The organism is Ruegeria sp. AP12 (genome assembly GCF_056540025.1).
Genome location: NZ_JBQFVZ010000001.1, coordinates 785966 through 809453, shown reverse-complemented (window position 1 = coordinate 809453; position 23488 = coordinate 785966). Strand labels below are relative to the sequence as shown.

Sequence of the window (23488 nt, the reverse complement as noted above, 5' to 3'; positions counted from 1 at the left end):
ACGGTTCGGTCAATTGGGCGTTGGGGTATTTCGACCCCAATTTGGTTAATTCCCGCTTAACGAAAATAGAACAACGGACTTCTACCCAAGGTTGCTATTCGGTGACGCGCTACCGCGTCAAGTGTGCCGTAAAGAATCCATCCGTTCCGTGTGCCACTCGCCACGATTTGCGTAGCTGTTCACGCCATTCCGGGTTTGCATTCAGGAACCCGTCAACAACGTCTGCGTTCTCGCTATCCAACATCGAACAGGTCGCGTAAGCCAGTACGCCACCGTCCCGGACCAAAGGCGCAATCGTGACCAGAATATCCGCCTGAATGCGGGTCAGTTCTTGCAATCGCGCCTCGGTTAGCGCCCATTTACCCGCAGGCGCGCGCCGCCATGAGCCACTGCCTGAACAAGGCGCGTCGGCCAGAACAATGTCAAACGGCTGGTGTCGGGCCAACTCGTCTGACGTCACCAACGTCACCTTGGCACCGGCGCGTTCGGCCCGGTTGGGCAAGTCGCGCATCCGCGAGGCATTCACGTCATGCGCAAAGACCTCGACCCCTTGATGCGCGGCCAAGGCCAAAGCCTTCCCACCGCCGCCGGTGCAATAATCCAGAACCCGCAGGCCCGGCCGCAAGTCCAGCGCCGCGACGACCGCCTGGCTCGCGGCGTCCTGCAGCTCGACCAGACCGTCGAGATAGGCGCGGCTCTGCGCAATCTTGCGCGCGCCTTCGGTTACCTCCAAAGCCGTTGGGCAGATCTCCAGCGGTTGAGCGGTTATGCCGTCGGCTTTCAGGCGTTCCGTGGCAAGGGACAAGTCGGCCTTCAGAAGGTTCACCCGCAGATGCACCGGAGCCCGGTTTTGCAAAGCCTCAGCCGCCGCTATGGCGTCATCTCCAAGCGAAGCCGAGAACCGAGGCCAGAGCCAGTCTGGGATGTCAAAACGTTCCGCGTCCGTCGTGAACGCGCGCGCAGTCTCAGATGATTGAACAGGTGCAGGGGCATGCCGATCGCCGGTGAACAGGGTGTCCACATCGCCATCTTTTGCACGGATCGCCCCGATCATAAGCCCGCGCCCGGTGCATGCGCCGCCAAGCGCGGCAAAGGACCGCTTGCAGCGCAGGGCATCAAAAACGTGATCCCGAACCGCCGCGCGATCTTTTGACCCTGCAAACCGGCTGCGACGGGCCCAGCCGGTCAGAGCCTTCTCAACCGGCGCGCCATCCAGAATCTGATCCAGAATTTCAATCGAGGCCTGAACGCGGGCTGCAGGTGTCATTGCCTATTCCGTTTCCTGTTAGGCGCGGCGCAAATGCAAAACGGCACCCGCTAAAGGGTGCCGTCTGCATCCAAATACCGGATCACATCACCCTGTAGTTCGGGCTTTCACGCGTGATCTGAACGTCATGCACATGGCTTTCCTTCAAACCGGCCCCGGTGATCTTAACGAAATTGCAGTTCTTGCGCATCTCTTCAACCGTGCCGCAGCCGGTATAGCCCATGGCCGCCCGAAGGCCGCCGACCAACTGGTGAACAACCGCGCTGGCCGAGCCTTTATAGGGCACCTGTCCTTCGATCCCTTCAGGCACCAGCTTGTCATTGGCGGCGTCTTTCTGGAAATACCGGTCCGCAGACCCGCGCGCCATCGCGCCCAGGCTGCCCATGCCACGATAGGATTTGAACGAACGGCCCTGATACAGGATAACCTCGCCCGGGCTTTCGTCTGTCCCTGCGATCATCGAACCAACCATGGCGCAGGACGCGCCCGCCGCAATCGCTTTTGCGAAATCGCCCGAGAACTTGATGCCGCCATCGGCAATCACCGGAACGTCCCCGGCAGCCGCCGCACAATCCATAATCGCGGTCAGCTGAGGCACACCAACACCGGCTACCATCCGCGTGGTACAGATCGAGCCCGGCCCGATCCCGACCTTGATTGCATCCGCGCCCGCATCAATCAGGGCCTTGGTCGCATCCGCCGTGGCCACGTTGCCTGCGATGATCTGAACCTCATTCGACAGGGTCTTGGCCCGTTTCACCGCATCCAGAACGCCTTGCGAATGGCCGTGCGCGGTGTCGACAACAATGATGTCCACACCCGAATCGACCAGCAACTCGGACCGTTCAAATCCGGCATCGCCAACCGAGGTTGCTGCCGCGACGCGCAGACGTCCAAGGGTGTCTTTACAGGCAGTTGGGTTCAGGACCGCCTGTTCGGTGTCTTTCAGCGTCAACAGTCCGGTCAGCTTTCCTTCGCCATCGACTACCAGAAGTTTCTCGATCCGGCGGGCGCGCATCAGGCTTTTGGCCTCTTCCAGATCCGCAGGCTCTTGCAGCATCGCCAGATTGTCCGAGGTCATCATCGCGTGGATCGGCGTGTCGTCCGAGGTCGCAAAGCGCATATCGCGGTTGGTCACGATGCCGACGACTCGGCCCTGATCGTCCACCACAGGAAAACCGGTGAAATTGTACCGCTGCACCAGCGCCTGCGCGTCAGCTAGCGTCTGATCGGCACGCAGCGTGACCGGGTTGTAGACGATCCCCGATTCGAACCGTTTGACCCGGCGCACTTCGCGGGCCTGCTCCTCGACCGAGAGGTTCTTGTGGATCACCCCGATGCCACCCGCCTGCGCCATCGCAATCGCCATGCGCGCCTCGGTCACCGTGTCCATGGCCGAGCTGAGCAGCGGGATGTTCATGGTGATCTGCCGCGTCACACGCGTGCTGGTATCCGCCGTCGCAGGCAGAACCGAGGAAGCCCCCGGCACCAAGAGAACGTCATCAAAGGTAAGCGCCTCGCGAATCTGCATCTGTTCACCCCATGCAAAAGCCCGTTTGGCGGTGACCCTATTGCATGGATCAACCCCAAGGAAAAGCCCCTGACCCCAAGTTGTTGCCAAATGTCGGCGAATGCCGCGCCCAAAACGACGCTGGTTGATCAAAACCTGCCGCTGAATGGCCTTTCCCTTTGCGCATAAACTCATATCTTGCGCGGCATACGCGCGAATACAAAGGCAGGCCATTCATGACCACCGACCCTCTTGTCGTCTTCACTCCCTCTGGAAAACGGGGGCATTTCCCGGTTGGCACCCCGATTCTGACCGCAGCGCGCCAGTTGGGCGTCGATCTGGATTCGGTCTGCGGCGGGCGTGGCATCTGTTCGAAATGCCAGATCACGCCAAGCTATGGCGAGTTTCCCAAGCATGGCGTCACCGTATCCGAAGACGCGCTAAGCGAATGGAACGCGGTCGAGCAGCGCTACGACGACAAGCGCGGCTTGAAACCCGGTCGCCGTCTGGGCTGTCAGGCGTCGGTGCAGGGCGACGTGGTGATCGACGTCCCGCCTGAAAGCCAGGTACACCGTCAGGTCGTGCGCAAGGCCGCCGCCGCGCGCGCCATCACCATGGACCCGGCAACACGCCTGTATTTCGTGGTGGTCGAGGAACCCGACATGCATTCCCCCACCGGCGATCTGGAGCGGTTGGAACGCGCCCTGCGCCAGCAGTGGAACATCGACGCCGTGACCGCCGATCTGTCGCTGATGTCCAAGCTGCAACCGGTTCTACGCAAAGGGAAATGGGAGGTCACCGTCGCCGTCCACAAAGGCCACAAGGACACGGTGGGCCGTATCGTCGAGATCTGGCCCGGCCTGCATGAACACGGCCTCTACGGTCTGGCCATCGACCTCGGCTCGACCACAATCGCAGCCCACTTGACCGATCTGGAAACGGGCGAGGTCAAGGCGTCCTCGGGCCTGATGAACCCGCAAATCCGGTTCGGCGAAGACCTGATGAGCCGAGTGTCCTACGCCATGATGAACCCCGGCGGCGATGCCGAGATGACCAGGGCCGTGCGCGAGGCGATCAATGACCTGACCACCTCGATCGCCGAGGAGGCCGGGATCGACGCCGCGCTGATTGTCGAGACGGTGTTTGTCTGCAACCCGGTCATGCACCATCTGCTGCTGGGCCTCGATCCGGTTGAGCTGGGACAGGCCCCGTTTGCGCTGGCGACGTCGGAATCCATGTCCTTGCCCGCGCGCGAGATGGACCTGACCGCGATGAACCCCCGCGCACAGATTTACATCCTGCCCTGCATCGCGGGCCATGTGGGCGCGGACTGCGCCGCCGTGGCCCTGTCGGAAGAGCCGGGCAAATCCGAGGATCTGGTGCTGATCGTCGACGTGGGCACCAATGCCGAGATTCTGCTGGGCAACACCAGCCGCGTTCTGGCCTGTTCCTCGCCCACCGGACCTGCGTTCGAGGGCGCTCAGATCAGTTCCGGCCAGCGCGCCGCGCCCGGTGCCATCGAACGGATCGAGATTGATCCGGTGACGAAAGAACCCCGGTTCCGCATCATAGGGTCGGACAAGTGGTCCGACGAGGAAGGCTTTGACAAAGACATCGCCACCACCGGCATTACCGGCATCTGCGGGTCCGGCATCATCGAAGCCGTTGCCGAAATGCGCATCGCGGGGCTGCTGGACGAAAGCGGCCTGATTGGCTCGGCCGAGCAGACCGGCACCCCCCGCTGCGTGCCCGAAGGCCGCACCCATGCCTATCTGATCCACGACGCCAGCGCCGAAGGCGGCCCGCGCATCACCGTCACCCAAGGCGACATTCGCGCCATCCAACTTGCCAAATCCGCGCTCTATGCCGGTGCACGTTTGCTGATGGACGAGATGGAGGTCGACCGCGTGGATCGCGTCGTTCTGGCGGGCGCGTTTGGCGCGCATATCTCGACCAAACACGCGATGGTTCTGGGCATGATCCCAGACGCGCCGCTGGACAAGGTCACAAGCGCGGGCAACGCCGCTGGCACCGGTGCGCGGATTGCGCTCTGCAACATCGGATCGCGCGCCGAGATCGAACGGGTCGTGCGCGAGATCACCAAGATCGAAACCGCCATCGAGCCCAAGTTTCAGGACCATTTCGTCGCCGCCAACGCCATCCCGCACAAAACCGACCCGTTCCCGGAACTCGGTCAGGTCGTCACCCTGCCCGCGCCCAGCTTTAACACGGGTGGCGCAGACGCCGAAACAGGCGGTGGCCGCCGTCGCCGACGCCGGGGGTAAGCCCAAAAAGACCACGGTCGCGACCTGCTTCGAATTTAAGGTCGCGACTCCGCGCGCAAGTGTACCAGCGAACGGCAGTATTTTGGTCCGATGGGGAAAACTCTGGAGCGGGTAGCGGGAATCGAACCCGCGCGTTCAGCTTGGGAAGCTGACAGGCTACCATTACATCATACCCGCCGCATGGAAGTGGATAGCACCACCGGGAACAAGGGTTCAAGCGGGATTGTCACCCGGCTCGGCTCAAAACTCACTCGGTCCGCGCGCGCAGGCTTTCGATCAGCGTCTCATCGACATCAAGCGCCTCGCACGCGGCATCCAGGGTTTCGCTGTCCAGATGGCGCGGGTTCAGGTCAACATCCTTCGAAAATGCATCAACAATAACCTGCATCGCTTTGATACGCGCATATTTTTTGTTGTTTGCCGGTATCACGTGCCAGGGCGCGTTCTGGGTCGAGGTGCGGGCCAGCATCTCGTCCACGGCCACCTCTGTCTCGGCCCATTTTTCGCGGTTTCGAAAATCTTCGTAGGTCAGTTTCCAGCGTTTCAGCGGATTTGTGAGCCGTTCGGTGAATCGCTCCATCTGCTCGTCCTGCGAGATGTGGAAGAACAGCTTGATGATCCGCGTGCCGTCGTCCGTCAGCATCCGTTCAAAAGCGTTGATCTCGTCATAAGCCGCGCGCCAGCGATGTTCGGGCGTCAATTTTTCGATCCGTTCGACCAGAACGCGCCCGTACCAACTGCGATCAAAGGCCGAAATTGCGCCCGAGGGCGGCAGACGCTCCCAGAATCGCAACAGGTAGTGGCGGTTGAGGTAATAATTCCGCGGCGCGCCGATGGGCCAGACCTTGAAGCTGCGCGGGTCCAGCGCCTGGCTGATCCGTCGGATCGTGCCGCCCTTACCCGCCGCGTCCCAGCCTTCAAAGACGATCACGCCTTTCAGGCCATGGAACAGAAACGCCTGCTGGACGATGGCCAGCTTGGCCTGCAGATCGATCAACTGGTCGAAATAGTCCTTCTTTCCCAACTTACTGGTCAGATCCGCGTCCGAGAGTTTCGGGGGGTGATGTTTGGACATAGTGACCACCTTTTTACGTGCCGACGCCGTCGTCACTGTTCCCGGAACAGGTCCATATTGCAAGGAAATGCGCGGCTGTTAGGTGTGGTGGTCACTCAGAGGGTATTCCCGACTTACCTCTGAAACACGTGCTTATCCGGCTTTGGTCAAATCCTGCGCCAACATAAGGGCATTGTTGTCCGGGTCGTAGAATGTTGCGGTGCTGACCATGCCTTCAATGGTTTCGGTTTCGCCATCGAACCGCACTCCGGCCCCTTCCAGCGCAGTTCGGGCCGCTGCAATGTCGGCCACGCCGAATACCGGAACGGTGTTGCCCGGCGCTGGTTCTGCCTGCTCGCCCAATCCAAGGGTCACGCCTTGGGTCTTGGTTTGCATTTCGCTCCACCCGGCTTCGTCAATGTGGTGGATTAATTCGAAGCCAAGCTTTTCGCCATACCAATCCGCGCTTGCATGACGATCACGAACCGAGATTGCGAGCGTAATCGTGTTGTCCAGAGAAATCAGGGCCATTGCGCTTTCCTTATGTCTGAAATTATATTAACTATACTTTATGGACATTGCGACACTTGTCAAGCTGACCTCTAGGGCGTGGTCGTTGAACATTCTGGCAGCGCTGCATTCTGGGGTTCCGGGCCGTCAGGCCCCGTTGCTTGCCGCGACCAGTGCAAGCCGGACGTCCTTTGCCGCCAGTCTGGATCATCTTTTTCAATTGGGCCTGTTGGAAAGAAACCCGGGTCACGGTCACCCCCTGCGACCCGAGTTCAGATTGACCGCAGAGGGCGTGAAGGCCGCTGAAATCGCAAGCAGAATTGTGGCGACCGTTCCTGATGAGACCGAATTCACCTTGCTGAGGCGCAATTGGTCAGTTCCGATACTGGCCTTGACGGAAACCCCGCAGCGCTTTTCGACCATGAAAACAACGCTGGCCTCGGTCACCGATCGCGCCCTGTCATCCGCCCTGCACCAATTGGAAGAGCGTGAGTGGATCCAGCGGGATATCGATCTATCCGCTCGGGCACCCTTCCCCACCTATTGCGCAGTGAACACCGGGGGCGAGATCAACCGGGCCATCGGGCTTCGGCATTGACGAAAAAAGGCCGGGCAAATGCCCGGCCTCTGAAATTTGCGATAGCCTTTGGATCAGGCGCGGCGGCGGCGGCCACCACCACGGCGTCCGCGGCCTTCGCCCTCAGCGCCGGGCGCTTCGGGCGCTTTGTTGAACCGGATCCACTCGCCGCCATGCGGGTCATTGTTGGTCAGCAGGTTGGCGGCGCGGATGGCTTCCATTTCCTTACCGGCGCGCGGCAGGGTGGAACCCAGACCGAACATCTGCACGAAGGTCTCATCATCCATGCCTTCGGGCAGGATGATGCCAGCGGCGGCAACGGCCTCTTTCTTCTCGGCGATCTTCTTCTGTGTCACCGGCAGAGCCACCGGGTTCATGATCGCCGAGGTCATGCCAGCACCCATAGCCATCGGCAGGAAGGCGTTGTTGATACCGTGACGGTTCGGCAGACCGAATGAGATGTTGGACGCACCACAGGTGGTGTTCACACCCAGTTCCTCACGCAGACGACGGACCAGAGCGAACACCTGCTGACCGGCTGTTGCCATTGCGCCGATTGGCATGACCAGCGGGTCAACCACGATGTCATGTGCGGGAATGCCGAAATCGGCTGCACGCTCAACGATCTTTTTGGCGACGTCAAAGCGCACATCAGGGTCTTCCGAGATGCCAGTATCGTCGTTCGAGATCGCCACAACCGGCACATTGTACTTTTTGACCAGCGGCAGAACCAGTTCCAGACGTTCTTCTTCGCCGGTGACCGAGTTCAGCAGCGGGCGGCCTTCAGCCGCTTCAAGACCGGCTTCCAAAGCACCCGGAACCGACGAGTCGATGCACAGCGGCACGTCAACCAGCCCCTGCACCAGCTCGACGATCTTGGTCATCAGCGGCGGCTCGGTCTCGTTCGGGTTGGGGTTCGAGTTGTAGACAACGCCCGCGTTGATATCCAACACGGTCGCGCCTGCCGCAACCTGTGCCAGAGCGTCTTTTTCCACGGTCGAAAAGTCGCCCGCTTCCAGTTCAGCCGCCAGTTTCTTGCGGCCTGTGGGGTTGATCCGCTCGCCGATCACGCAGAACGGTTCGTCAAAGCCCAGAACGGCAGTTTTTGTTTTTGATTCTACGACTGTACGGGTCATATCCGTTCCTTAGGAGTTTGCAGGCTTTGCCGAAGCGCCGCCGTTATTGATCGCCCAGTTGGCGTTGGTCTTGATCCCGCCCAGCGGGAAGAAGTGGACGTTGGTGATGTTGAAATCCGGGTTGGCCGCTTTGTGGTTGGCCAGTTCGGTGATCACATCGGTCGGCTCATAGGGCAGCAGCAGCTTGGACACGTCCATGGCGCGTTTCTGCAGAACCTTCAGCGAGGGGCCAACACCGCAGGCGATGGCAAACTTGATCAGCGTCTGCAGCTTGGCCGGGCCCGCGATACCGATATGGACCGGGATGTCGATCCCCGCCTCTTTCAGGCTGTCGGCCCATGCGATGATCGGCTTGGCGTCAAACGCAAACTGGGTGGCCAGAGCCATTTCCGCGTCGGTGGTTTCGCTGAACTTCTGTTTCCAGCGCAGCGCGTCGTCAACATTCTTGGTCGAGCCGTCCGGGTCGATGTCCTTGTTGCCCTCGGGGTGGCCGGCAACATGCAGGCGCTTGAAACCCGCCTTGTCGAACAGACCGGATTCCAGCAACTGCATCGAGCTGTCAAAATCACCATGCGGATTGGCAACGCCACCTGCCAGCAGCAGCGCTTGCTCGACGCCCGCTTCGCCCTGATACATGGAGATCCAGTTCTCCAGCGTCGCCGCGTCCTTGATGATACGCGCCGGGAAGTGCGGCATGACCGGATAGCCCTCGGCTGCGATACGCTTGGCGGTCTTGACCATGTCTTCGATGGGCGTGCCCTCGATATGGGCGATGTAGACGCGGGTGCCTTCTGGCAGCAGCGAGCGGAAATCTTCGACCTTTTCGGCGGTGCGGGGCATCACCTCGATCGAATAGCCTTGCAAGAAGGCTTCGACGGTCGGATTCACCGGCCCGTTTTCGACCGCATCACGTTTCTTGAAGTTCAGCAAAGCCATTGCGGCCTCCCATAGCTGTCTCGGGCTCATGCCCAACCGTCATTGGCGATCAGCGCTTTGATGCGGTCCTGATCGTATTCCGTTTCCAGACGCACGGCCTGCGCCTCGGCAATCTCGGACGGGTCGCCCTCAACCGCGAAAGGCTCGGCCTTGCGCCATTCGGCCAGATAGGCATCACTGTCCTTGGCGTTCACCTTCATGGCAGCCCGGTCGATGGCTTGCTCGAACCGTTCTTCCAACTGCCGCTTGGCCCCACGACGGCCCTTGCCGACGATGACCTGAGCGGGAATGTCGCGCCAGTAAACGATGGTGACGTCAGGCATTGCTGTGATTCCTCCTAACCCGATGGGGCGGTTCTAAACTTCAATCTGGGCTCGGGTCAGTCGATTTTCGACACCCAACGCTTTCCAAACGACGTTTTTGCCCAGGGTGGTGTACCGGGCTTTTACACAGTGCCCCTGCAATTGCGCATATCATAATCCTCAATTCACTATGAAACCGCTTCATAAAACCAAAAAGCCCCGGACGGGAAACCGCGTCCGGGGCATGTTTTTAAGGGTCCAGAGGGGTTAACCCACCAGCCCGCCATCTTCGCGAGTCACCGCGATGATCGCCGAACGCGGCACTGCATCGCCCCCTTCGGGCCAGTGGCTGTTGCCGTCCTCGCCCGGGTGCTGGATGCCCACGAACATGGTGCGGCGATCCGGAGACCAGCTGAGGCCGGTGATTTCGCATTCGTTCGGACCAACCAGGAAGCGGCGGATTTCACCGGTGACCGGGTCACCTGCCAGCATCTGGTTGTTGCCCTGCCCTTCGAAATCGCCTTCGTTGCCATAGTTGCCGTCGGTTTGGATCCACAGCAGGCCGTTGCTGTCGAATTTCAGACCATCGGGCGAGTTAAACATATTGTCGGCGTTGACGTTGTCCGAGCCACCATAGGCATCCTGATGCACATTGGGGTTACCCGCCAGAACATATAGATCCCAAGCAAAGCCCGAGGCAGTGTGATCGCCACCGTCCGGGCGCCACCGCACGATCTGGCCGTAATTGTTGGCCTCGCGCGGGTTGGGACCGTTGACCGAGGTGTCGTCACCCCCGGCATTCGGTTTGACGCCCCGGTTCTTGTTGTTGGTCAGACAGCAATACACCTCGGCCACGTTCGGGTTGGCAGCAACCCATTCCGGGCGGTCCATGGTGGTCGCGCCAACGGCGGAGCCTGCCTGACGGGTGTGGATGCTGATCTCGGCTTGCGAGGCCAGACCCGTTGTCTCGGGCGTCAGATCCAGCCACTCACCGGTGCCGTCGTCATTGAACTTGGCGACCGACAGGGTTCCGTTTTCCAGCAGGGCGTTGGTGTCCACGCCAGCGGCATAGACGCCGTCCGAGACAAAGCGATACAGGAACTCGCCGCGTTCATCATCGCCCATATACACGACAACACGACCATCATTGTTAACGACCGCTTCGGCGTTTTCATGCTTGAATCGGCCCAGGGCGGTCAGTTTGCGCGGGGTCGAGTTGGGATCGGTCGGGTCGATCTCAACCACATAACCGGCGCGGTTCGGCTCGTTTGGGTTTTTCGACACATCAAAACGGTCGTCGATCTTGGCCCAGCCATAGCCCCAGTCGCTGGCCGAGACGCCATAGCGCTTCAACTCAGCGCTGACCTCGTGGTTTTCGTCTTCTGCCGAGAAGTAGCCGTTGAAGTTCTCTTCGCAGGCCAGGTACGTGCCCCACGGGGTCATACCGTTGCCGCAGTTGTTCCAGGTGCCTTTCGATGTGGTCCCAGTCGGATCAGCAGCGGTTTTCATCAAATCATGAGCAGCGGCAGGGCCGGTGATCGTCATATCGGTCTGCGGCGTGATGCGGCGGTTATACGGGCTGTCCTTGACGATGCCCCATGTACCGTCGGTGTTGGCGATCTCAACCACGGTCACGCCGTGGGCCATCATGCCCTTGGCGACGTCGTCGTCCGAAGCTGCCTTGGCATCGGGATTGTTGCCCCACAGAATGTCGCGGTTGGTGTATTCGTTGTTCACCACCAGCAACACGTGCCCGTCTTGATAGAACACGTCCTGACCATCGGTATTGTCGCCAAAGGCGCGCTCCTGACTGGCGGCCGTCCCACGGGTCGCGTGATCAAACTCGGGCGCATCAGACCACAGCGGGTCACCCCAACGGACCATGACCTCGGCCTTGTAGCCCGGCGGTACGATCACGTCGTCTGCGGTGGATACAGGGATCGCCTCGAACGAGAACCGGTCCGCCGCTGCGCGCGCGCCAGAAGGAATAAGCGCGCCGCCAACGGCGGTGAAGCTGCCCATAGCCAGAACGCCGCCCAGGAATCCGCGACGCGACAAGGCGCGTTCGACCACGCGATCAAATTCACATTCTTCGGGACGTGGGTTTACGACCTCATCGTATTCATCAAAGGACAGGGTGCGTTCGTCTTTCATGGCAATCTCCGTATCTGGCTGAAAGCTGGTAGAGAATCCCGTATCGGGGATCCCGCGCGGGGATCGCATTCCAGTATGAACGCTGTGTGACACTCACGTTAAATTCAATATTGAAATCACTTGCGCGTCGGCGATACCCCGCCTAGGGTCAAATTAACTCGAAAATCGGAGGGCGTGACGAATGGCGCCCAAGCGTCCCAAAGGTGCGGGCGCGTTCCCGAAGGCGGTCGAAAGCCCCGCGCCGGCAAGACCCGATCCTGATGCGCTGTATGCTGCGTTGGATCTGGGGACAAATAGCTGCCGCATGTTGATAGCCCAACCCAAGGGTAGCGGGTTCCATGTGGTCGACAGTTTCTCCAAATCCGTGCAGTTGGGCGCGGGTCTGGAACGGACCGGGCGGCTGTCCCGGGCCTCGATGTCGCGCACCGTTCAGGCGCTGCGAATCTGTCAGCAAAAGCTGAAACGCAACAAGGTCAAACGCATGCGTTTGGTCGCCACCGAAGCGTGCCGCCGGGCCAAGAATTCGCGCGATTTCATCCGTCAGGTGAAGCGCGAAACCGGCCTGACGCTTGAGATCATCCAGCCCGAGGAAGAGGCGCGTCTGGCGGTGATTTCCTGTGCGCCGCTGGTTTCGACCAAGACCGAGCAATTACTGGTCGTCGACATCGGCGGAGGCTCGACCGAGTTGGTGTGGATCGACATTTCCTCGGTCCCGCGCCGCGACCGTCCGGCGGCAATCATGCGCCTCCACAATGGGTTCCACACTGCCGACAGCCCATTTCCCGCCGCCAAGGTGGTGGATTGGATCAGCGTTCCCTTGGGCGTCGCCACGCTGCGCGATCAGTTCAACGATGTCGAAGATGACTCGGCCCGTTTCGCCCTGATGAGTTGGTTTTTCGAAGAAAATCTGGCCGATTTTGCCCCCTACAAGGACGAACAGGCCCGCGCCGGGTTTCAGATCGTCGGCACCAGCGGCACTGTGACCACAGTTGCGGCGTCCCATCTGGGGCTGAAACGTTATGACCGGACCAAGGTGGACGGTCTGCGCATGACCAGCGATCAGATTGACAAAGTCATACGCGGGTATTTAGAACTCGGCCCTCACGGGCGCCGCCGCGACCCCCGGATCGGGGATGACCGGCAGGCCCTGATCATGTCCGGCTCGGCCATTTTGCAGGCGCTGCTTCGATGCTGGCCCACCGACCGCCTTTCCGTGGCGGACCGGGGGCTGCGCGAGGGTCTGCTTTATGCGCAGATGAGTGCGGACGGTGTATTGGAAGACGGACCGTTCTGATGGCGAAGACACCGAGTGGCAAAAACACTTCAGGCCGTGGGCAACGCGACCTGAAGGTCAAGGTGAAGACTGCGCGCGGGCGCAAGCTCAGCTCGACCCGCTGGCTCGAGCGGCAGTTGAATGACCCCTATGTGAAACGCGCGCTGGCCGAGGGCTATCGCGGACGCGCGGCGTTCAAGATATTGGAACTGGACGAGAAGTTTCGGTTTCTGGTGCCGGGTGCCCGTGTGGTTGATCTGGGCTGCGCGCCCGGCGGCTGGCTGCAAGTGGCCGTCAAACGGGTGAACGCGCTGGGCGAAAAAAGTGGCAAGCGGATCGGAACGGTTTTGGGCGTCGACCTGCAAGAGGTCGAACCCGTGGCCGGAGCCACAGCGCATGTGCTGGATTTCATGGAAGATGACGCCGATCAAAAGGTCAAAGACTGGCTGGGCGGCAAGGCGGATGTGGTGATGTCGGACATGGCCGCCGCATCCTCGGGCCACAAACAGACTGACCATCTGCGGATCATGGCGCTGTGCGAAACGGCGGCTTATTTCGCCTTTGACGTGCTGGAAGAAGGCGGCACATTCGTGGCCAAGGTTCTGGCCGGAGGGGCCGAGGGCGATTTGCAGAAGCTGCTGAAGCAGAAATTCGACAAGGTTGCCAACGTCAAACCGCCCGCATCCCGTTCAGACAGTTCCGAGAAATTCGTGGTGGCAACCGGGTTTCGCGGCTGAAGTTAATCTTCCAGCGAGATCTGGCCGGGCAAACGCTGCTCTCTCAGCGATGCGGTTGCGATGCCTTGCAGCATCAGGCCCTCTCCGTGGTTCAGATCAACCGGCTTTTGCTCGCGCAACTGCGCGATCCGCTGGTCAAGCGAGACCCACTTCCCCCGTGGAATGGTCAGTTTCTTTGAATGCTTCGACATATTGCCACCTTTGACTGCACCTTAGGCCGACACCCTCGACCTAAGGGTTAACGTCAGAATTTGCCGGGAAAATGGCGCGATACGGGCAGGCAGATGCCAATGTTATGGCCCGATTTGTCTGGACAATTCTTGCAGGTTTGGGTCGTCCGGGATGCGCCCTAGGCCTTCTTTCACGACCTCATGTGCTGCATCCGGCCCCCGGTTGATCTGCGCCAGTTGCACCAGAATCGGCCAGGCCTCGGCCCGTTGCGGATCAAGCGTGACAACCTCGCGAAACGCCCGTTCGGCGGCGGGTGCATTGCGGAAGGTCAGCGCCATGCCGCCCAGCACCATATGGGTCTCGGGGAAATCCAGACGGTTGGCAATTGCGTCCTGCCATTCGGCCATCGCTTGCCCGGCCAGGGCTTGCTGATCCGGCGTCAGGGCTTGCGGCGGAATGTTCAGAAACTCTTTCGCCGCCGATATACGCACATTGCGCAGCGAGTCGGACAAGAGCGGCTCAAGCCGCTGCACCTGATCGACGAAGGATGCCTGTCGCTGCAAGGCGACCGCATTGGCCCGTATTAGCGGGTCGGCATCCGCCAGCAGCGCAACTGTCGCCTCTGCCACGTCTGCAGAGCCAAACGGTTGCAAAAGATAAGCTGCCGTGGCCCGGACGATGCCCGGCTGTGCGGGATCGAGGGCAATGGCCAGCAACCCTTCGGGACTGTCCGCCTGCCCCGCCATCGCCGGGGCAAAGGACGATCCGAAATGCGGGCCGCGATGCGATGAATTCGGGAACCATTCTTCAATCCGGGCAGCCGCCCAAGGCTGATCCCTATCCTCATGGCAATCGGTGCAGGCGTCCTGTCCAAGCGCCAAATCCGGGCGCGGCACGCGGAAACTGTGATCGCGGCGACCATCGACGCCCATATAGACACGTTCGATCATATGACAGGTTTTGCACTGCGCACCCGCGCTGCCCTCGGGGTGGTGGTGATGCGCCAGCGTGTCGTATTCCTTGCGCGCCAAAGTCGGAAAATCGGGGTTGCCCGCCGGGGAATGGCATTGCGTGCAAACGCCATTACCATCGGCCCGCAGCTCGGCGCTATGGGGTTCGTGGCAGTTCATACAGCCAACGCCCTGCGCGTACATCTTCGATTGCAGGAACGAGCCGTAAACATAAACCTCGTCCAGAATCTGCCCGTCCGGGTGATAGGTTCCGGGCCGCAGCAGGGCCAGATTATAGGCATCGTGATAGGGCGTGCCGGGCAGAGAGTTGCCTTGCTCATGCGCCTCGCGCCGGGAATGGCACCCGGCGCATTGCTGGATTTCCGCCTCGGTCTGGCCCCTGCCCCATGACATCAGAAAGCCAGACTCGCTTAGACCTTCTGCAACCGATTTTCCGCCAACCCAGTCGATATGCGCCGAGCCCGGACCATGGCAGGCCTCGCACCCGACACCGATTTCGACCTGACGGGACTGATAGGCTCGGCTTTGAACATCATAGTTCTTTTCGAATCCTGTGGCGTGGCATTCGGCGCAGCGTGCGTTCCAATTCTTATACGGCCCGGTCCAATGCAGCCCGTCATCCGGCGGCAGGTCCTGATCGGGATAGAGGTGGAACCAACGCTTGTTTTCGGTGTCCCAGACGACATCAAAGCTTTGCAATCGTCCGGGTTCGGTTTCGAACAGATATTGCTGCAACGGCTCGATCCCGACGACGGAGTGCACGTCATAACTGGTCGTCACACCATCTTTCTCGGTCACATCCGCATAAGGCGTCGCACCACGATAACCGAAGCGGACCGACATGCCGTCATGTTCGAACACCGTGCCGTCAAAACCCGCGACCAGCGCCCCGTCTTCAACCCCGGTCCAGGCCAATGCGTGATGGGATTGGGCCCAGGCGGCTGTTTCTTCGGTATGACAATCGGCGCATTGCTCGGATCCAACATATGATGGGGTCTGAGCGTAGGCGATCCCGGATATCAACACGGAAACCGCAAAGGCGAGCCACTTCATGCGCTGTCATCCTCGCTATGCAGGTCCATCAGCGCGCCGTTATATTCCGCGCCCAAGATCAGGATCGCTGCGCAAAGGTACAGGAAGATCAGGGCGGCCATGGCCCCGGCCAGACCGGCATAGGTGGCGCTGTAGCTGGCGAATTGGGCGATATAGATCGAAAAGGCCCAGCCGCCGCCGCCCAACAGCAGCAGGGTCAGCACCACGCCCGGAAGGATCTGCATCACCCGGTGGCGCCGCGTCGGCAGAACAAGATGCGCCAGCAGTATGGTCGCCACCGGCACGGCCACGGTAAAGGTCCAGCGCAACCGGTCCACCGAAAGCCAAGTCGAGACATCCACGTCCGTATGCTTGGACACCAGCGTTGTGTAGACGGGCAGCACGACCTCGACCGCAGCGACGATCAGAATGGCGGCCCCGCCCAGAATGACCAAAACGATACACAGCAGCCTCGTCTTCCAGAACGGCCAGCTGTCCCGGTCGTGATAGGCCTGATTCATCGCAGCCCGCACCGCCGCCACCCCGTTCGAAGCAAAATACACCGCCAGCAAACCGCCGATCGTGATCACGCCCGAGCTTGACCCCTGAAGAACCGCCCGCAGTTCGGACACAATCGGGCCAGCCACATCCTGCGGCCACGCGCCGAAAATCAGGTCGATCAACTCGTCCGTCACATAGCCTTGCGACAACGTCCCTGCCAGCGCCACGGTGAACAGTACAAACGGAAACAACGCCATCATCATCGACATGGCGACATGGCTGCTCATGACAAAGCCGTTTTTCTCGCTGAACCGCCGAAACGCCAGAAACAGCGCTTTGATCAGACGGCCGGATAGTAGAATCGATGGTTGCGACATTCTGAAACCCTAGCCCGCCCGCAGCCCCGGTAGAACCCGGGAAGTCGTAAATCCCGATATATAAATAACTGACTGCATTGCATAAACTTACCCGGCTGTGCAGGATCAGGACAACCCGACCCGCTTTGCATGCGCCCGCCCTATCATAGTTCAGGTTTGCGAATGACCCTTGATCCAAACAGCCCGAAAGATCGCTATCGCCCCAGCCTGTCCGTGGTACGCGACAGTTGTATCATCGCAGCTCTGGTTGTTTTGGGGCTGTATGCGGGTGCCGCTTTTCTGATTCCGTTGACGATGGCCCTGTTGATCAATGTTCTGATCATCGCGCTCAGCGACCGGGTCATTGCGGTGACCCGAGCCCCCGTCTGGCTGGCCAATATTGCCGGAGTAACTGTGGTTTTGGCCGGTTTGTTCATGATCATGTATATTCTGGGCAGTCAGGCGACACAGTTCGCCCGCAGCATCAACACGTATGAGACCCAGTTCGATGATGCGGTGAACCGCGTGGCGGGGCTGGTGGGCAGTGATGTCACGACCTTCATTCGCGACAATCTGGTCAGTATCGACATGTCTTATCTGGCGCGGCTGTTGCTGGGCAGCGCGACCTCGCTGCTGAATCAGTTCTTTCTGATCAGCCTTTATGTCGCGTTCCTGATGGCCGAACGACTGGCCTTTCGCAAGAAAATCCAACTGGCCGCAGGCAACCCCGAAACCGGCAAAGAGTTTTCGGCGATGCTGGATGCAATTTCATTCAGCCTGCAGCGTTATGTGGGGGTCAAAACCCTGATCAGTCTGATCACGGCGGGCATCAGCTACACCGTCTTCCGCATCCTCGGACTGGAATATGCCGAAACATGGGCGGTTCTGACCTTTGCGCTGAACTTCATCCCCTCGATCGGGTCGATCATTGCCGTGGTCTTCCCGGCCATGATCGCGCTTGTGCAATTCGAAAGCATCGGCCCGTTTCTGGTGGTGGTTCTGGGCTGCGGCACCATCCAGTTCCTGATCGGCAATTTCGTAGATCCGGCGATGCTGGGCCGGTCGCTGAACATGTCCACGTTTCTGGTCGTTCTGGCCCTGATGTTCTGGACCACCGTCTGGGGCCTTATCGGAGCGTTCCTGAGCGTGCCGTTAACCGTTTGCATCCTGATCGTATTCAGCCACATCCCCGCCTTGCGCCCGGTGGCCATCCTGATGTCGCTGGACGGGCGACTAGGGGATGATCAGCCCTGACCTCAGCTTTGGCAAAGCGCGATCAGAGCCGGGCGGTCCTGTAGCTTGAGGCGCCCATAGCCGCCAGCAATCAGGCCCTGTTTGATCAGCCGTTGCAGCGTCCGGTGCAGCGTCGGCGGGGATACGGCGATCATCGCGGCCAGTTCCTCTTGCGAAACCTGTAGCCAGCCATCGGCGTCTGCGGCAACCTCCTCCAGATGCAGCAACCGCAGGATCAGACGCTTTTCCGTACCCGTTACGCCAAGGTTGGCAATGATCCGCAGGGCTTTTTGCATGTTTTCATGTGACAACACATAGAAATCGCGCAGGTATTCCGGGTTTTGCTGCACCATCCTGTCCAGCATGGCCGACGGAAAAAACAAGGCCTCGGTGTGCTTTGTCGCGACCACCCCAACCAGCCGGTGCGCGTTGGCAAACAGCGCCAGATCACCGACCCAGAACCCACGCCCTTCCTGATGCAGAACGTACTCCTGCCCGTCATCCGCAGGGGTGGTCAGCCTGACACCACCATCCAGCACGCCATGAATGCCGTCTGCCGGATCACCGTGGTTATACAGCGCTTCTCCGGCCTCATACCTGCGGTGTACGGCGCAGGCCATCAACGCCGTTCGGAACCCGGCAGACCGGGTTTGCAGCCAATTTGAATCTTGCAACGGCTTGAGATCAGGTTTGTTTTTTAACATCGGTATATTTGAAAATCATCATGTGATAAGTTTTGGCCCATGCTGTTGGCCTAATTTGGTGCCAAGCGATTCCTGCGCAAGCTGGGCTTGAACAGGACGTTTACAGCTATCCGCAGAGTAGTCGATCCGGCTCTCGACGTTAAAGCACAAAAAATTCTCTCGGGCGGTTCTGCCCGCAAATTCAGGAGCAAGACATGCGACCTTCTATTCAATTGGTGGAACACTGGCGTACTGGGATACGCCGCGCAGCCGTCGGTGCGCTTTCGGTGCTTTTGGCCCTGCCCGCCTGGGCGCAGGATCAAAAGCCAAACATTCTGGTCATCTGGGGTGACGATATCGGTCAATCCAATATCTCGGCCTATACGATGGGCCTGATGGGGTATCGCACACCCAATATCGACCGTGTCGCCAAGGAAGGGATGATCTTTACGGATTACTATGGCGAGCAGTCCTGCACCGCCGGGCGGTCGTCATACATCATGGGGCAATCGGTTTTCCGCACCGGCCTGTCCAAGGTTGGTCTGCCCGGCGCGAAAGAAGGCATGCAGGTCGAAGATCCTACCATTGCCGGCCTTTTGAAAGACCATGGCTATGTCACCGGTCAGTTCGGCAAGAACCATCTGGGTGACCGGGATGAACATCTGCCCACAAACCACGGATTTGATGAGTTTTTCGGCAATCTCTACCACCTGAACGCCGAAGAAGAACCCGAACACGAAGACTATCCCGGTGACGCGATCCTGCCTGACGGACGCACCTTCCGCGAAGCCTATGGTCCGCGCGGCGTAATCCGCTCCTCCGCCGGGGGCGAGATTCAGGACACAGGTCCCCTGACCCGCAAACGGATGGAGACGGTGGACGAGGAAACGCTGGAAGCCGCTGTTGAGTTCATTCGCGAAGCCAACGCCAACGGGACGCCGTTCTATGTCTGGTGGAACGGGACGCGGATGCACTTCCGCACCCATGTGAAAGACGAGATGCGGCAGCAGGCCAATGAGATCTTTGGCGGTCCGGCGGACGAATACACCGCTGGCATGATCGAACATGACATGCATGTTGGCCAGTTGCTTGACCTGTTGGACGAACTGGGCATCGCCGACAACACCATCGTGCATTACTCGACCGACAACGGACCACACTACAACACCTGGCCCGACGCGGCCTCGACCCCGTTCTGGGGTGAGAAGAACACCAACTGGGAAGGCGGCTGGCGCGTGCCTTCGATGGTGCGCTGGCCCGGACAGATCGAGGCCGGTTCCGTCAACAACGAAATCGTGCATCACATGGACTGGCTGCCGACCTACCTGGCCGTTGCCGGTGACCCCGAGATCAAGGACAAGCTGAAAGCAGGCTATTCCTCGCCCGCGATGGGCCGAGACTACAAAGTGCATCTGGATGGCTACAACATCCTGCCCCTGCTGACTGGTGAGACCACAGAAAGCCCCCGTCGCGAGATCTTTTACTTCACCGACGATGGCGATCTGTCGGCGTTGCGCTTTGACGACTGGAAACTGATCTTCCTTGAGCAGAAAGCATGGGCAACCTTCCGTGCGTGGATGGAGCCGTTCACCGAACTGCGCGTGCCGATCATCGTCAACCTGCGCCGCGACCCGTACGAGCGTGGCTATCGCACCTCGAACACCTATTACGACTGGATCCTCGACCGGGCGTATTTCCTGGTGCCGGCGCAGCAATATGTGGGCAACTTCCTGAGCACCTTCCAGGAATTCCCACCACGCCAGAAAGCCGCCAGCTTCAGCCTGGATCAGGTGATGGAAAAGCTCAGCACACCGACAGGCAATTAAGTTCGCCTGCCACTCAGGGGGCCGCCGATGATGGCGGCCCTTCCTTTATTGAACGGAGTAATTCTCATGCTGCGATTGACCGCTGTTGTGTCCGCGCTTGCCCTGCCCCTGATGGCACAGGCTGACCCGCTGCCAAGCTGGCAGGATACCGATGCCCGCACCCGGATTATCAACTTTGTCGAGGGCGTGACCGATCCGGATGGCCCCGCCTATGTCACCCCATCCGACCGGATTGCCGTGTTCGACAATGACGGCACACTTTGGGCAGAACAGCCCGTCTATTTTCAGTTCATTTTTGCCATGGATCGCCTTGCGGACATGGCCGAGCAGGATCCGTCGATCCTGACAACGCCTGCCCTGAAGGCCGCCGCCGAAGGCGATCTGGCCACGATCCTGCAAGGCGGTCATGACGCGCTGATCGAGGTCGTCAATGCCTCGCATTCCGGCACCAGCGTTGCCGAGTTTCAGGCCGCCGTGGCCCAATGGCTGGAAACGGCGCGCCACCCGGATACTGACTTGCCTTACGATCAAATGACCTATCAGCCGATGGTCGAGCTGCTGCGTTATCTGCGTGACGAAGGGTTCACCACCTATATCGTCTCCGGCGGCGGCATCCATTTCATGCGGGTCTTTGCCGAAGATGCCTATGGCATTCCCCCTCATCAGGTGTTGGGCACCTACGGCAATACCAGTTTCGACCATGTCGATGGCGTGCCCACCGTGGTCAAGACGCCGGGCATCGCTTTCATTGATGACAAGGAAGGAAAGCCGATCAATATCGAACGCACCATCGGCAAGCGACCGATCCTTGCGGGTGGAAACTCGGACGGGGATTTCGCGATGATGGAGTGGGTTACCGCAGGCGAAGGGCCCAGATTGGGTGTCCTGATTCATCACACGGATGCAGACCGCGAATGGGCTTATGACCGCGAAAGCCCAATTGGCAAGCTGGTCGATGGGTTGGCCAAAGGCCCAGATATGGGATGGGTGATCGTGGATATGGCGCAGGACTGGTCTCGCGTCTACACTGGGGCGAACTAAAAACCACCCGGATCCTGGAACCTTATGTGGACACTGCTTGTTTCGACCGCCGTTTTTGCCCTGTACGTAACGGCGGTCGTGTTTTCCGTTCGCGCCGCGCAGACCGCCCGAACCCCGCAAGGTGCGGTGGGTTGGGTGGTCTTTCTGGTCTCGGCCCCGTTCTTTGCGGTGCCTATGTACCTGTTTCTGGGCCACCACCGGTTTCGCGGCTATCGCATCGCACGACAGGAAAGCGAGCGTGTGGTCGAAGGCATCAAAAGCTTTGCGGATTATTCCAAGCCCGACCCGTCCACGATGTCGATCAACCCCCGCCCGTTCGAGTTTCTGGCGCACCTCCCGGTGTCGCGCGGCAACGGGGCCGAGTTGCTGATCGACGGGCAAGCCACGTTTGATGCGATCTTTGACGCCATCGATGCGGCCAAAAACTACATCCTAATCCAGTTCTACATCGTACGCGCCGATGATCTGGGTCTGAAACTGCAGCAAAAGCTGATCGCTGCCGCAAAACGCGGCGTGCATGTCCGGTTCATGACCGATGCTGTGGGCAGTTACGGGCTGCCGACCGAGTATCTTGAGACCATGCAGACTGCCGGGATCGACGTAGCCAATCCCAAGGATCAGCGCGGGCCGAATTTCCGTTTCCAACTCAACTACCGCAACCACCGCAAGACCGTGGTGATCGACGGCGAGATCGGGTTTATCGGCGGGCATAATGTCGGGGTCGAGTATCTTGGCCAAAGCAAGCATTTTGGCCATTGGCGCGACACGCATATCAAGATGACCGGGCATATCGTCCGGCAGCTGCAACTTATCTTCACCGAGGATTGGCATTGGGCCCGCGACGAAGACCTGATCGACGAAGTGGATTGGGCCGGAACCGAGTCCGAGCAGGATATGAACGCCCTGCTGGTCGCAACCGGGCCCGGAGACGATACCGAAACCGGGGCGATGCTGTTCTTTTCCGCCATCGCCGAGGCGAAGGAACGGCTGTGGATCGCCTCACCCTACTTCGTGCCCGATATCGACATCATGACCGCCCTGCAACACGCGGCGATGCGTGCCGTCGATGTGCGAATCCTGGTACCCGACATGATCGATCACCGCCTGCCCTGGCTGGCCGCTTTCGCCTATTTCGATGAGGTTCGCGACTGCGGCGCGCGGGTGTTTCGTTATACCGACGGGTTCATGCACCAGAAGGTGTTTGTCGTTGATGACACGCTGGCCGCGGTTGGAACAACAAATCTGGACAACCGTTCCTTCCGCCTGAATTTTGAAGCGATGGCCCTGTTCTTCGATCAAAGGGCAACGCAAGCCGTTGAACGGATGCTGCTGGCGGATTTCGAGAACTGCTATGAACTCACCCGGTCTTTGCAACAACAACCGGCCCATATCCGGTTCGGGGCACCGCTGGCCCGGCTGTTTGCGCCCATCCTTTAGGAAAAGAACCGTTCCTGAAACACGCGGGTCATCAGGGCCACCATATAGGCGGTGGACAGGCCAAAGGCCAAAAGCCCCGCTACCGACGCGAACGAGCCGAAAATTCGCAACGCCTCGCCCAAAACGATGTCGCCATAGCCCAGCGTGGTGAATGTGACCAACGAGAAATAAAGGGCCGTGTTCCAGTCGGGCAGCACCTCAAGCAGGACCCAAACAACCGCCCAGATCCAGACCTGAATGGTGTGTGTCAGGACAATGAACACCAAAGCCACTGCAATCGGTGCAGCAGTCGCCAGAAAAAGCCCGCTTTTGGACCATTTCGGCTCCATCCTCATGATGACGATTGTGCACCAGGTCAGCAAAAAGATCTCGACCACAAAGCAGAGCCCCAGAAAGGCACTGCCCCATACAATCTGGTGCAGCAAGCTCATGTTTTTTCACCCTGAATTGCAGCCATGACTCTGTCAGCCAGAATGGCCCGTGCCGCGCCTTGGCA

Annotated in this window: 21 protein-coding genes and 1 tRNA gene; 8 read left to right on the top strand and 14 right to left on the bottom strand. The window is 59.8% G+C overall.

Going from position 1 to position 23488, the window contains the following annotated elements; genetic code table 11:
• Nucleotides 1–109 precede the first annotated feature (109 nt).
• Nucleotides 110–1267: an RsmB/NOP family class I SAM-dependent RNA methyltransferase gene (locus tag ACR0E6_RS04065; protein WP_170518712.1), complete on the bottom strand. Its 1158-nt coding sequence runs from the start codon at nucleotides 1265–1267 to the stop codon at nucleotides 110–112.
• 82 nt (nucleotides 1268–1349) lie between these two features.
• Entirely contained in the window at nucleotides 1350–2798 is a 1449-nt protein-coding gene (guaB, locus tag ACR0E6_RS04060; RefSeq protein WP_170450584.1) for an IMP dehydrogenase, read from the bottom strand.
• A gap of 215 nt (nucleotides 2799–3013) precedes the next feature.
• On the opposite strand from guaB, the gene ACR0E6_RS04055 reads away from it, so the two are divergent.
• Nucleotides 3014–5062: an ASKHA domain-containing protein gene (locus ACR0E6_RS04055; protein WP_480581092.1), complete on the top strand. Its 2049-nt coding sequence runs from the start codon at nucleotides 3014–3016 to the stop codon at nucleotides 5060–5062.
• Nucleotides 5063–5165: 103 nt separating this feature from the next.
• Here ACR0E6_RS04055 and ACR0E6_RS04050 read toward each other — a convergent pair.
• The 3 genes from ACR0E6_RS04050 to ACR0E6_RS04040 form a co-directional block, all read right to left on the bottom strand.
• Nucleotides 5166–5239, bottom strand: a tRNA-Gly gene (locus ACR0E6_RS04050).
• Nucleotides 5240–5309: 70 nt separating this feature from the next.
• Nucleotides 5310–6137 carry a polyphosphate kinase 2 family protein gene (locus ACR0E6_RS04045; RefSeq protein WP_480581089.1) on the bottom strand — a complete coding sequence of 276 codons (828 nt, stop codon included), beginning with the start codon at nucleotides 6135–6137 and terminating at the stop codon, nucleotides 5310–5312.
• A gap of 132 nt (nucleotides 6138–6269) precedes the next feature.
• Nucleotides 6270–6647, bottom strand: a complete 378-nt coding sequence (locus ACR0E6_RS04040) for a VOC family protein (protein ID WP_170450578.1) — start codon at nucleotides 6645–6647, stop codon at nucleotides 6270–6272.
• Between the two features lie 85 nt (nucleotides 6648–6732).
• On the opposite strand from ACR0E6_RS04040, the gene ACR0E6_RS04035 reads away from it, so the two are divergent.
• On the top strand, nucleotides 6733–7224 hold the full coding sequence (locus ACR0E6_RS04035; RefSeq protein WP_480581086.1) for a winged helix-turn-helix transcriptional regulator: 492 nt from the start codon (nucleotides 6733–6735) through the stop codon (nucleotides 7222–7224).
• Nucleotides 7225–7277: 53 nt separating this feature from the next.
• Here the strand turns inward: ACR0E6_RS04035 and ACR0E6_RS04030 are convergent, their stop codons facing one another.
• The 4 genes from ACR0E6_RS04030 to ACR0E6_RS04015 form a co-directional block, all read right to left on the bottom strand.
• Nucleotides 7278–8339, bottom strand: coding sequence for a methyltetrahydrofolate cobalamin methyltransferase (locus ACR0E6_RS04030; protein WP_480581082.1), 1062 nt, complete (start codon nucleotides 8337–8339; stop codon nucleotides 7278–7280).
• A 9-nt stretch (nucleotides 8340–8348) separates the two neighbouring features.
• Nucleotides 8349–9275 carry a methylenetetrahydrofolate reductase gene (locus tag ACR0E6_RS04025; RefSeq protein WP_480581080.1) on the bottom strand — a complete coding sequence of 309 codons (927 nt, stop codon included), beginning with the start codon at nucleotides 9273–9275 and terminating at the stop codon, nucleotides 8349–8351.
• Nucleotides 9276–9301: 26 nt separating this feature from the next.
• Entirely contained in the window at nucleotides 9302–9598 is a 297-nt protein-coding gene (locus ACR0E6_RS04020) for a virulence factor (RefSeq protein WP_170373668.1), read from the bottom strand.
• Between the two features lie 246 nt (nucleotides 9599–9844).
• The gene (locus ACR0E6_RS04015) at nucleotides 9845–11731 is read right to left on the bottom strand and encodes a PhoX family protein (protein ID WP_480581078.1); all 1887 of its coding nucleotides are present in this window, start codon (nucleotides 11729–11731) and stop codon (nucleotides 9845–9847) included.
• 181 nt (nucleotides 11732–11912) lie between these two features.
• Between ACR0E6_RS04015 and ACR0E6_RS04010 the strand changes: the two genes are divergently transcribed.
• On the top strand, nucleotides 11913–13025 hold the full coding sequence (locus ACR0E6_RS04010) for a Ppx/GppA phosphatase family protein (protein ID WP_170518736.1): 1113 nt from the start codon (nucleotides 11913–11915) through the stop codon (nucleotides 13023–13025).
• Nucleotides 13025–13741: an RlmE family RNA methyltransferase gene (locus ACR0E6_RS04005; protein ID WP_480581076.1), complete on the top strand. Its 717-nt coding sequence runs from the start codon at nucleotides 13025–13027 to the stop codon at nucleotides 13739–13741. The genes ACR0E6_RS04010 and ACR0E6_RS04005 overlap by 1 nt, the downstream gene beginning before the upstream one ends.
• 2 nt (nucleotides 13742–13743) lie before the next feature.
• Here ACR0E6_RS04005 and ACR0E6_RS04000 read toward each other — a convergent pair whose 3' ends face one another.
• From ACR0E6_RS04000 to ACR0E6_RS03990, 3 genes are all read right to left on the bottom strand, one after another.
• Nucleotides 13744–13932, bottom strand: a complete 189-nt coding sequence (locus ACR0E6_RS04000; RefSeq protein ID WP_170621833.1) for a hypothetical protein — start codon at nucleotides 13930–13932, stop codon at nucleotides 13744–13746.
• A gap of 102 nt (nucleotides 13933–14034) precedes the next feature.
• Nucleotides 14035–15936, bottom strand: coding sequence for a cytochrome c3 family protein (locus ACR0E6_RS03995; RefSeq protein ID WP_480581074.1), 1902 nt, complete (start codon nucleotides 15934–15936; stop codon nucleotides 14035–14037).
• Complete coding sequence (locus ACR0E6_RS03990; RefSeq protein WP_170450560.1) at nucleotides 15933–16793, bottom strand: YihY/virulence factor BrkB family protein; 861 nt, start codon at nucleotides 16791–16793, stop codon at nucleotides 15933–15935. Before ACR0E6_RS03990 ends, ACR0E6_RS03995 begins: the two co-directional genes overlap by 4 nt.
• 162 nt (nucleotides 16794–16955) lie before the next feature.
• Between ACR0E6_RS03990 and ACR0E6_RS03985 the strand changes: the two genes are divergently transcribed.
• The gene (locus tag ACR0E6_RS03985) at nucleotides 16956–18026 is read left to right on the top strand and encodes an AI-2E family transporter (protein ID WP_480581072.1); all 1071 of its coding nucleotides are present in this window, start codon (nucleotides 16956–16958) and stop codon (nucleotides 18024–18026) included.
• Nucleotides 18027–18028: 2 nt separating this feature from the next.
• Here the strand turns inward: ACR0E6_RS03985 and ACR0E6_RS03980 are convergent, their stop codons facing one another.
• Nucleotides 18029–18679, bottom strand: coding sequence for a Crp/Fnr family transcriptional regulator (locus ACR0E6_RS03980; RefSeq protein ID WP_480581070.1), 651 nt, complete (start codon nucleotides 18677–18679; stop codon nucleotides 18029–18031).
• Nucleotides 18680–18903: 224 nt separating this feature from the next.
• On the opposite strand from ACR0E6_RS03980, the gene ACR0E6_RS03975 reads away from it, so the two are divergent.
• From ACR0E6_RS03975 to cls, 3 genes are all read left to right on the top strand, one after another.
• Nucleotides 18904–20514: an arylsulfatase gene (locus ACR0E6_RS03975; RefSeq protein WP_170450554.1), complete on the top strand. Its 1611-nt coding sequence runs from the start codon at nucleotides 18904–18906 to the stop codon at nucleotides 20512–20514.
• 66 nt (nucleotides 20515–20580) lie between these two features.
• Entirely contained in the window at nucleotides 20581–21555 is a 975-nt protein-coding gene (locus ACR0E6_RS03970; protein ID WP_480581068.1) for an HAD family hydrolase, read from the top strand.
• Between the two features lie 24 nt (nucleotides 21556–21579).
• The gene (gene cls, locus ACR0E6_RS03965; RefSeq protein WP_170621837.1) at nucleotides 21580–22992 is read left to right on the top strand and encodes a cardiolipin synthase; all 1413 of its coding nucleotides are present in this window, start codon (nucleotides 21580–21582) and stop codon (nucleotides 22990–22992) included.
• On the opposite strand, the gene ACR0E6_RS03960 is transcribed toward cls, so the two are convergent.
• Complete coding sequence (locus ACR0E6_RS03960; protein ID WP_170621838.1) at nucleotides 22989–23423, bottom strand: potassium channel family protein; 435 nt, start codon at nucleotides 23421–23423, stop codon at nucleotides 22989–22991. The two genes, cls and ACR0E6_RS03960, sit on opposite strands and share 4 nt — an antisense overlap.
• Nucleotides 23424–23488: the final 65 nt, after the last annotated feature.

What these genes read in the sequence shown, in the direction of transcription:
- ACR0E6_RS04065 (WP_170518712.1), bottom strand. Translation starts at nt 1,267, where the DNA reads ATGACACCTGCAGCCCGCGTTCAGGCCTCGATTGAAATTCTGGATCAG.
- guaB (WP_170450584.1), bottom strand. Translation starts at nt 2,798, where the DNA reads ATGCAGATTCGCGAGGCGCTTACCTTTGATGACGTTCTCTTGGTGCCG.
- ACR0E6_RS04055 (WP_480581092.1), top strand. Translation starts at nt 3,014, where the DNA reads ATGACCACCGACCCTCTTGTCGTCTTCACTCCCTCTGGAAAACGGGGG.
- ACR0E6_RS04045 (WP_480581089.1), bottom strand. Translation starts at nt 6,137, where the DNA reads ATGTCCAAACATCACCCCCCGAAACTCTCGGACGCGGATCTGACCAGT.
- ACR0E6_RS04040 (WP_170450578.1), bottom strand. Translation starts at nt 6,647, where the DNA reads ATGGCCCTGATTTCTCTGGACAACACGATTACGCTCGCAATCTCGGTT.
- ACR0E6_RS04030 (WP_480581082.1), bottom strand. Translation starts at nt 8,339, where the DNA reads ATGACCCGTACAGTCGTAGAATCAAAAACAAAAACTGCCGTTCTGGGC.
- ACR0E6_RS04025 (WP_480581080.1), bottom strand. Translation starts at nt 9,275, where the DNA reads ATGGCTTTGCTGAACTTCAAGAAACGTGATGCGGTCGAAAACGGGCCG.
- ACR0E6_RS04020 (WP_170373668.1), bottom strand. Translation starts at nt 9,598, where the DNA reads ATGCCTGACGTCACCATCGTTTACTGGCGCGACATTCCCGCTCAGGTC.
- ACR0E6_RS04015 (WP_480581078.1), bottom strand. Translation starts at nt 11,731, where the DNA reads ATGAAAGACGAACGCACCCTGTCCTTTGATGAATACGATGAGGTCGTA.
- ACR0E6_RS04010 (WP_170518736.1), top strand. Translation starts at nt 11,913, where the DNA reads ATGGCGCCCAAGCGTCCCAAAGGTGCGGGCGCGTTCCCGAAGGCGGTC.
- ACR0E6_RS04005 (WP_480581076.1), top strand. Translation starts at nt 13,025, where the DNA reads ATGGCGAAGACACCGAGTGGCAAAAACACTTCAGGCCGTGGGCAACGC.
- ACR0E6_RS04000 (WP_170621833.1), bottom strand. Translation starts at nt 13,932, where the DNA reads ATGTCGAAGCATTCAAAGAAACTGACCATTCCACGGGGGAAGTGGGTC.
- ACR0E6_RS03995 (WP_480581074.1), bottom strand. Translation starts at nt 15,936, where the DNA reads ATGAAGTGGCTCGCCTTTGCGGTTTCCGTGTTGATATCCGGGATCGCC.
- ACR0E6_RS03990 (WP_170450560.1), bottom strand. Translation starts at nt 16,793, where the DNA reads ATGTCGCAACCATCGATTCTACTATCCGGCCGTCTGATCAAAGCGCTG.
- ACR0E6_RS03985 (WP_480581072.1), top strand. Translation starts at nt 16,956, where the DNA reads ATGACCCTTGATCCAAACAGCCCGAAAGATCGCTATCGCCCCAGCCTG.
- ACR0E6_RS03975 (WP_170450554.1), top strand. Translation starts at nt 18,904, where the DNA reads ATGCGACCTTCTATTCAATTGGTGGAACACTGGCGTACTGGGATACGC.
- ACR0E6_RS03970 (WP_480581068.1), top strand. Translation starts at nt 20,581, where the DNA reads ATGCTGCGATTGACCGCTGTTGTGTCCGCGCTTGCCCTGCCCCTGATG.
- cls (WP_170621837.1), top strand. Translation starts at nt 21,580, where the DNA reads ATGTGGACACTGCTTGTTTCGACCGCCGTTTTTGCCCTGTACGTAACG.
- ACR0E6_RS03960 (WP_170621838.1), bottom strand. Translation starts at nt 23,423, where the DNA reads ATGAGCTTGCTGCACCAGATTGTATGGGGCAGTGCCTTTCTGGGGCTC.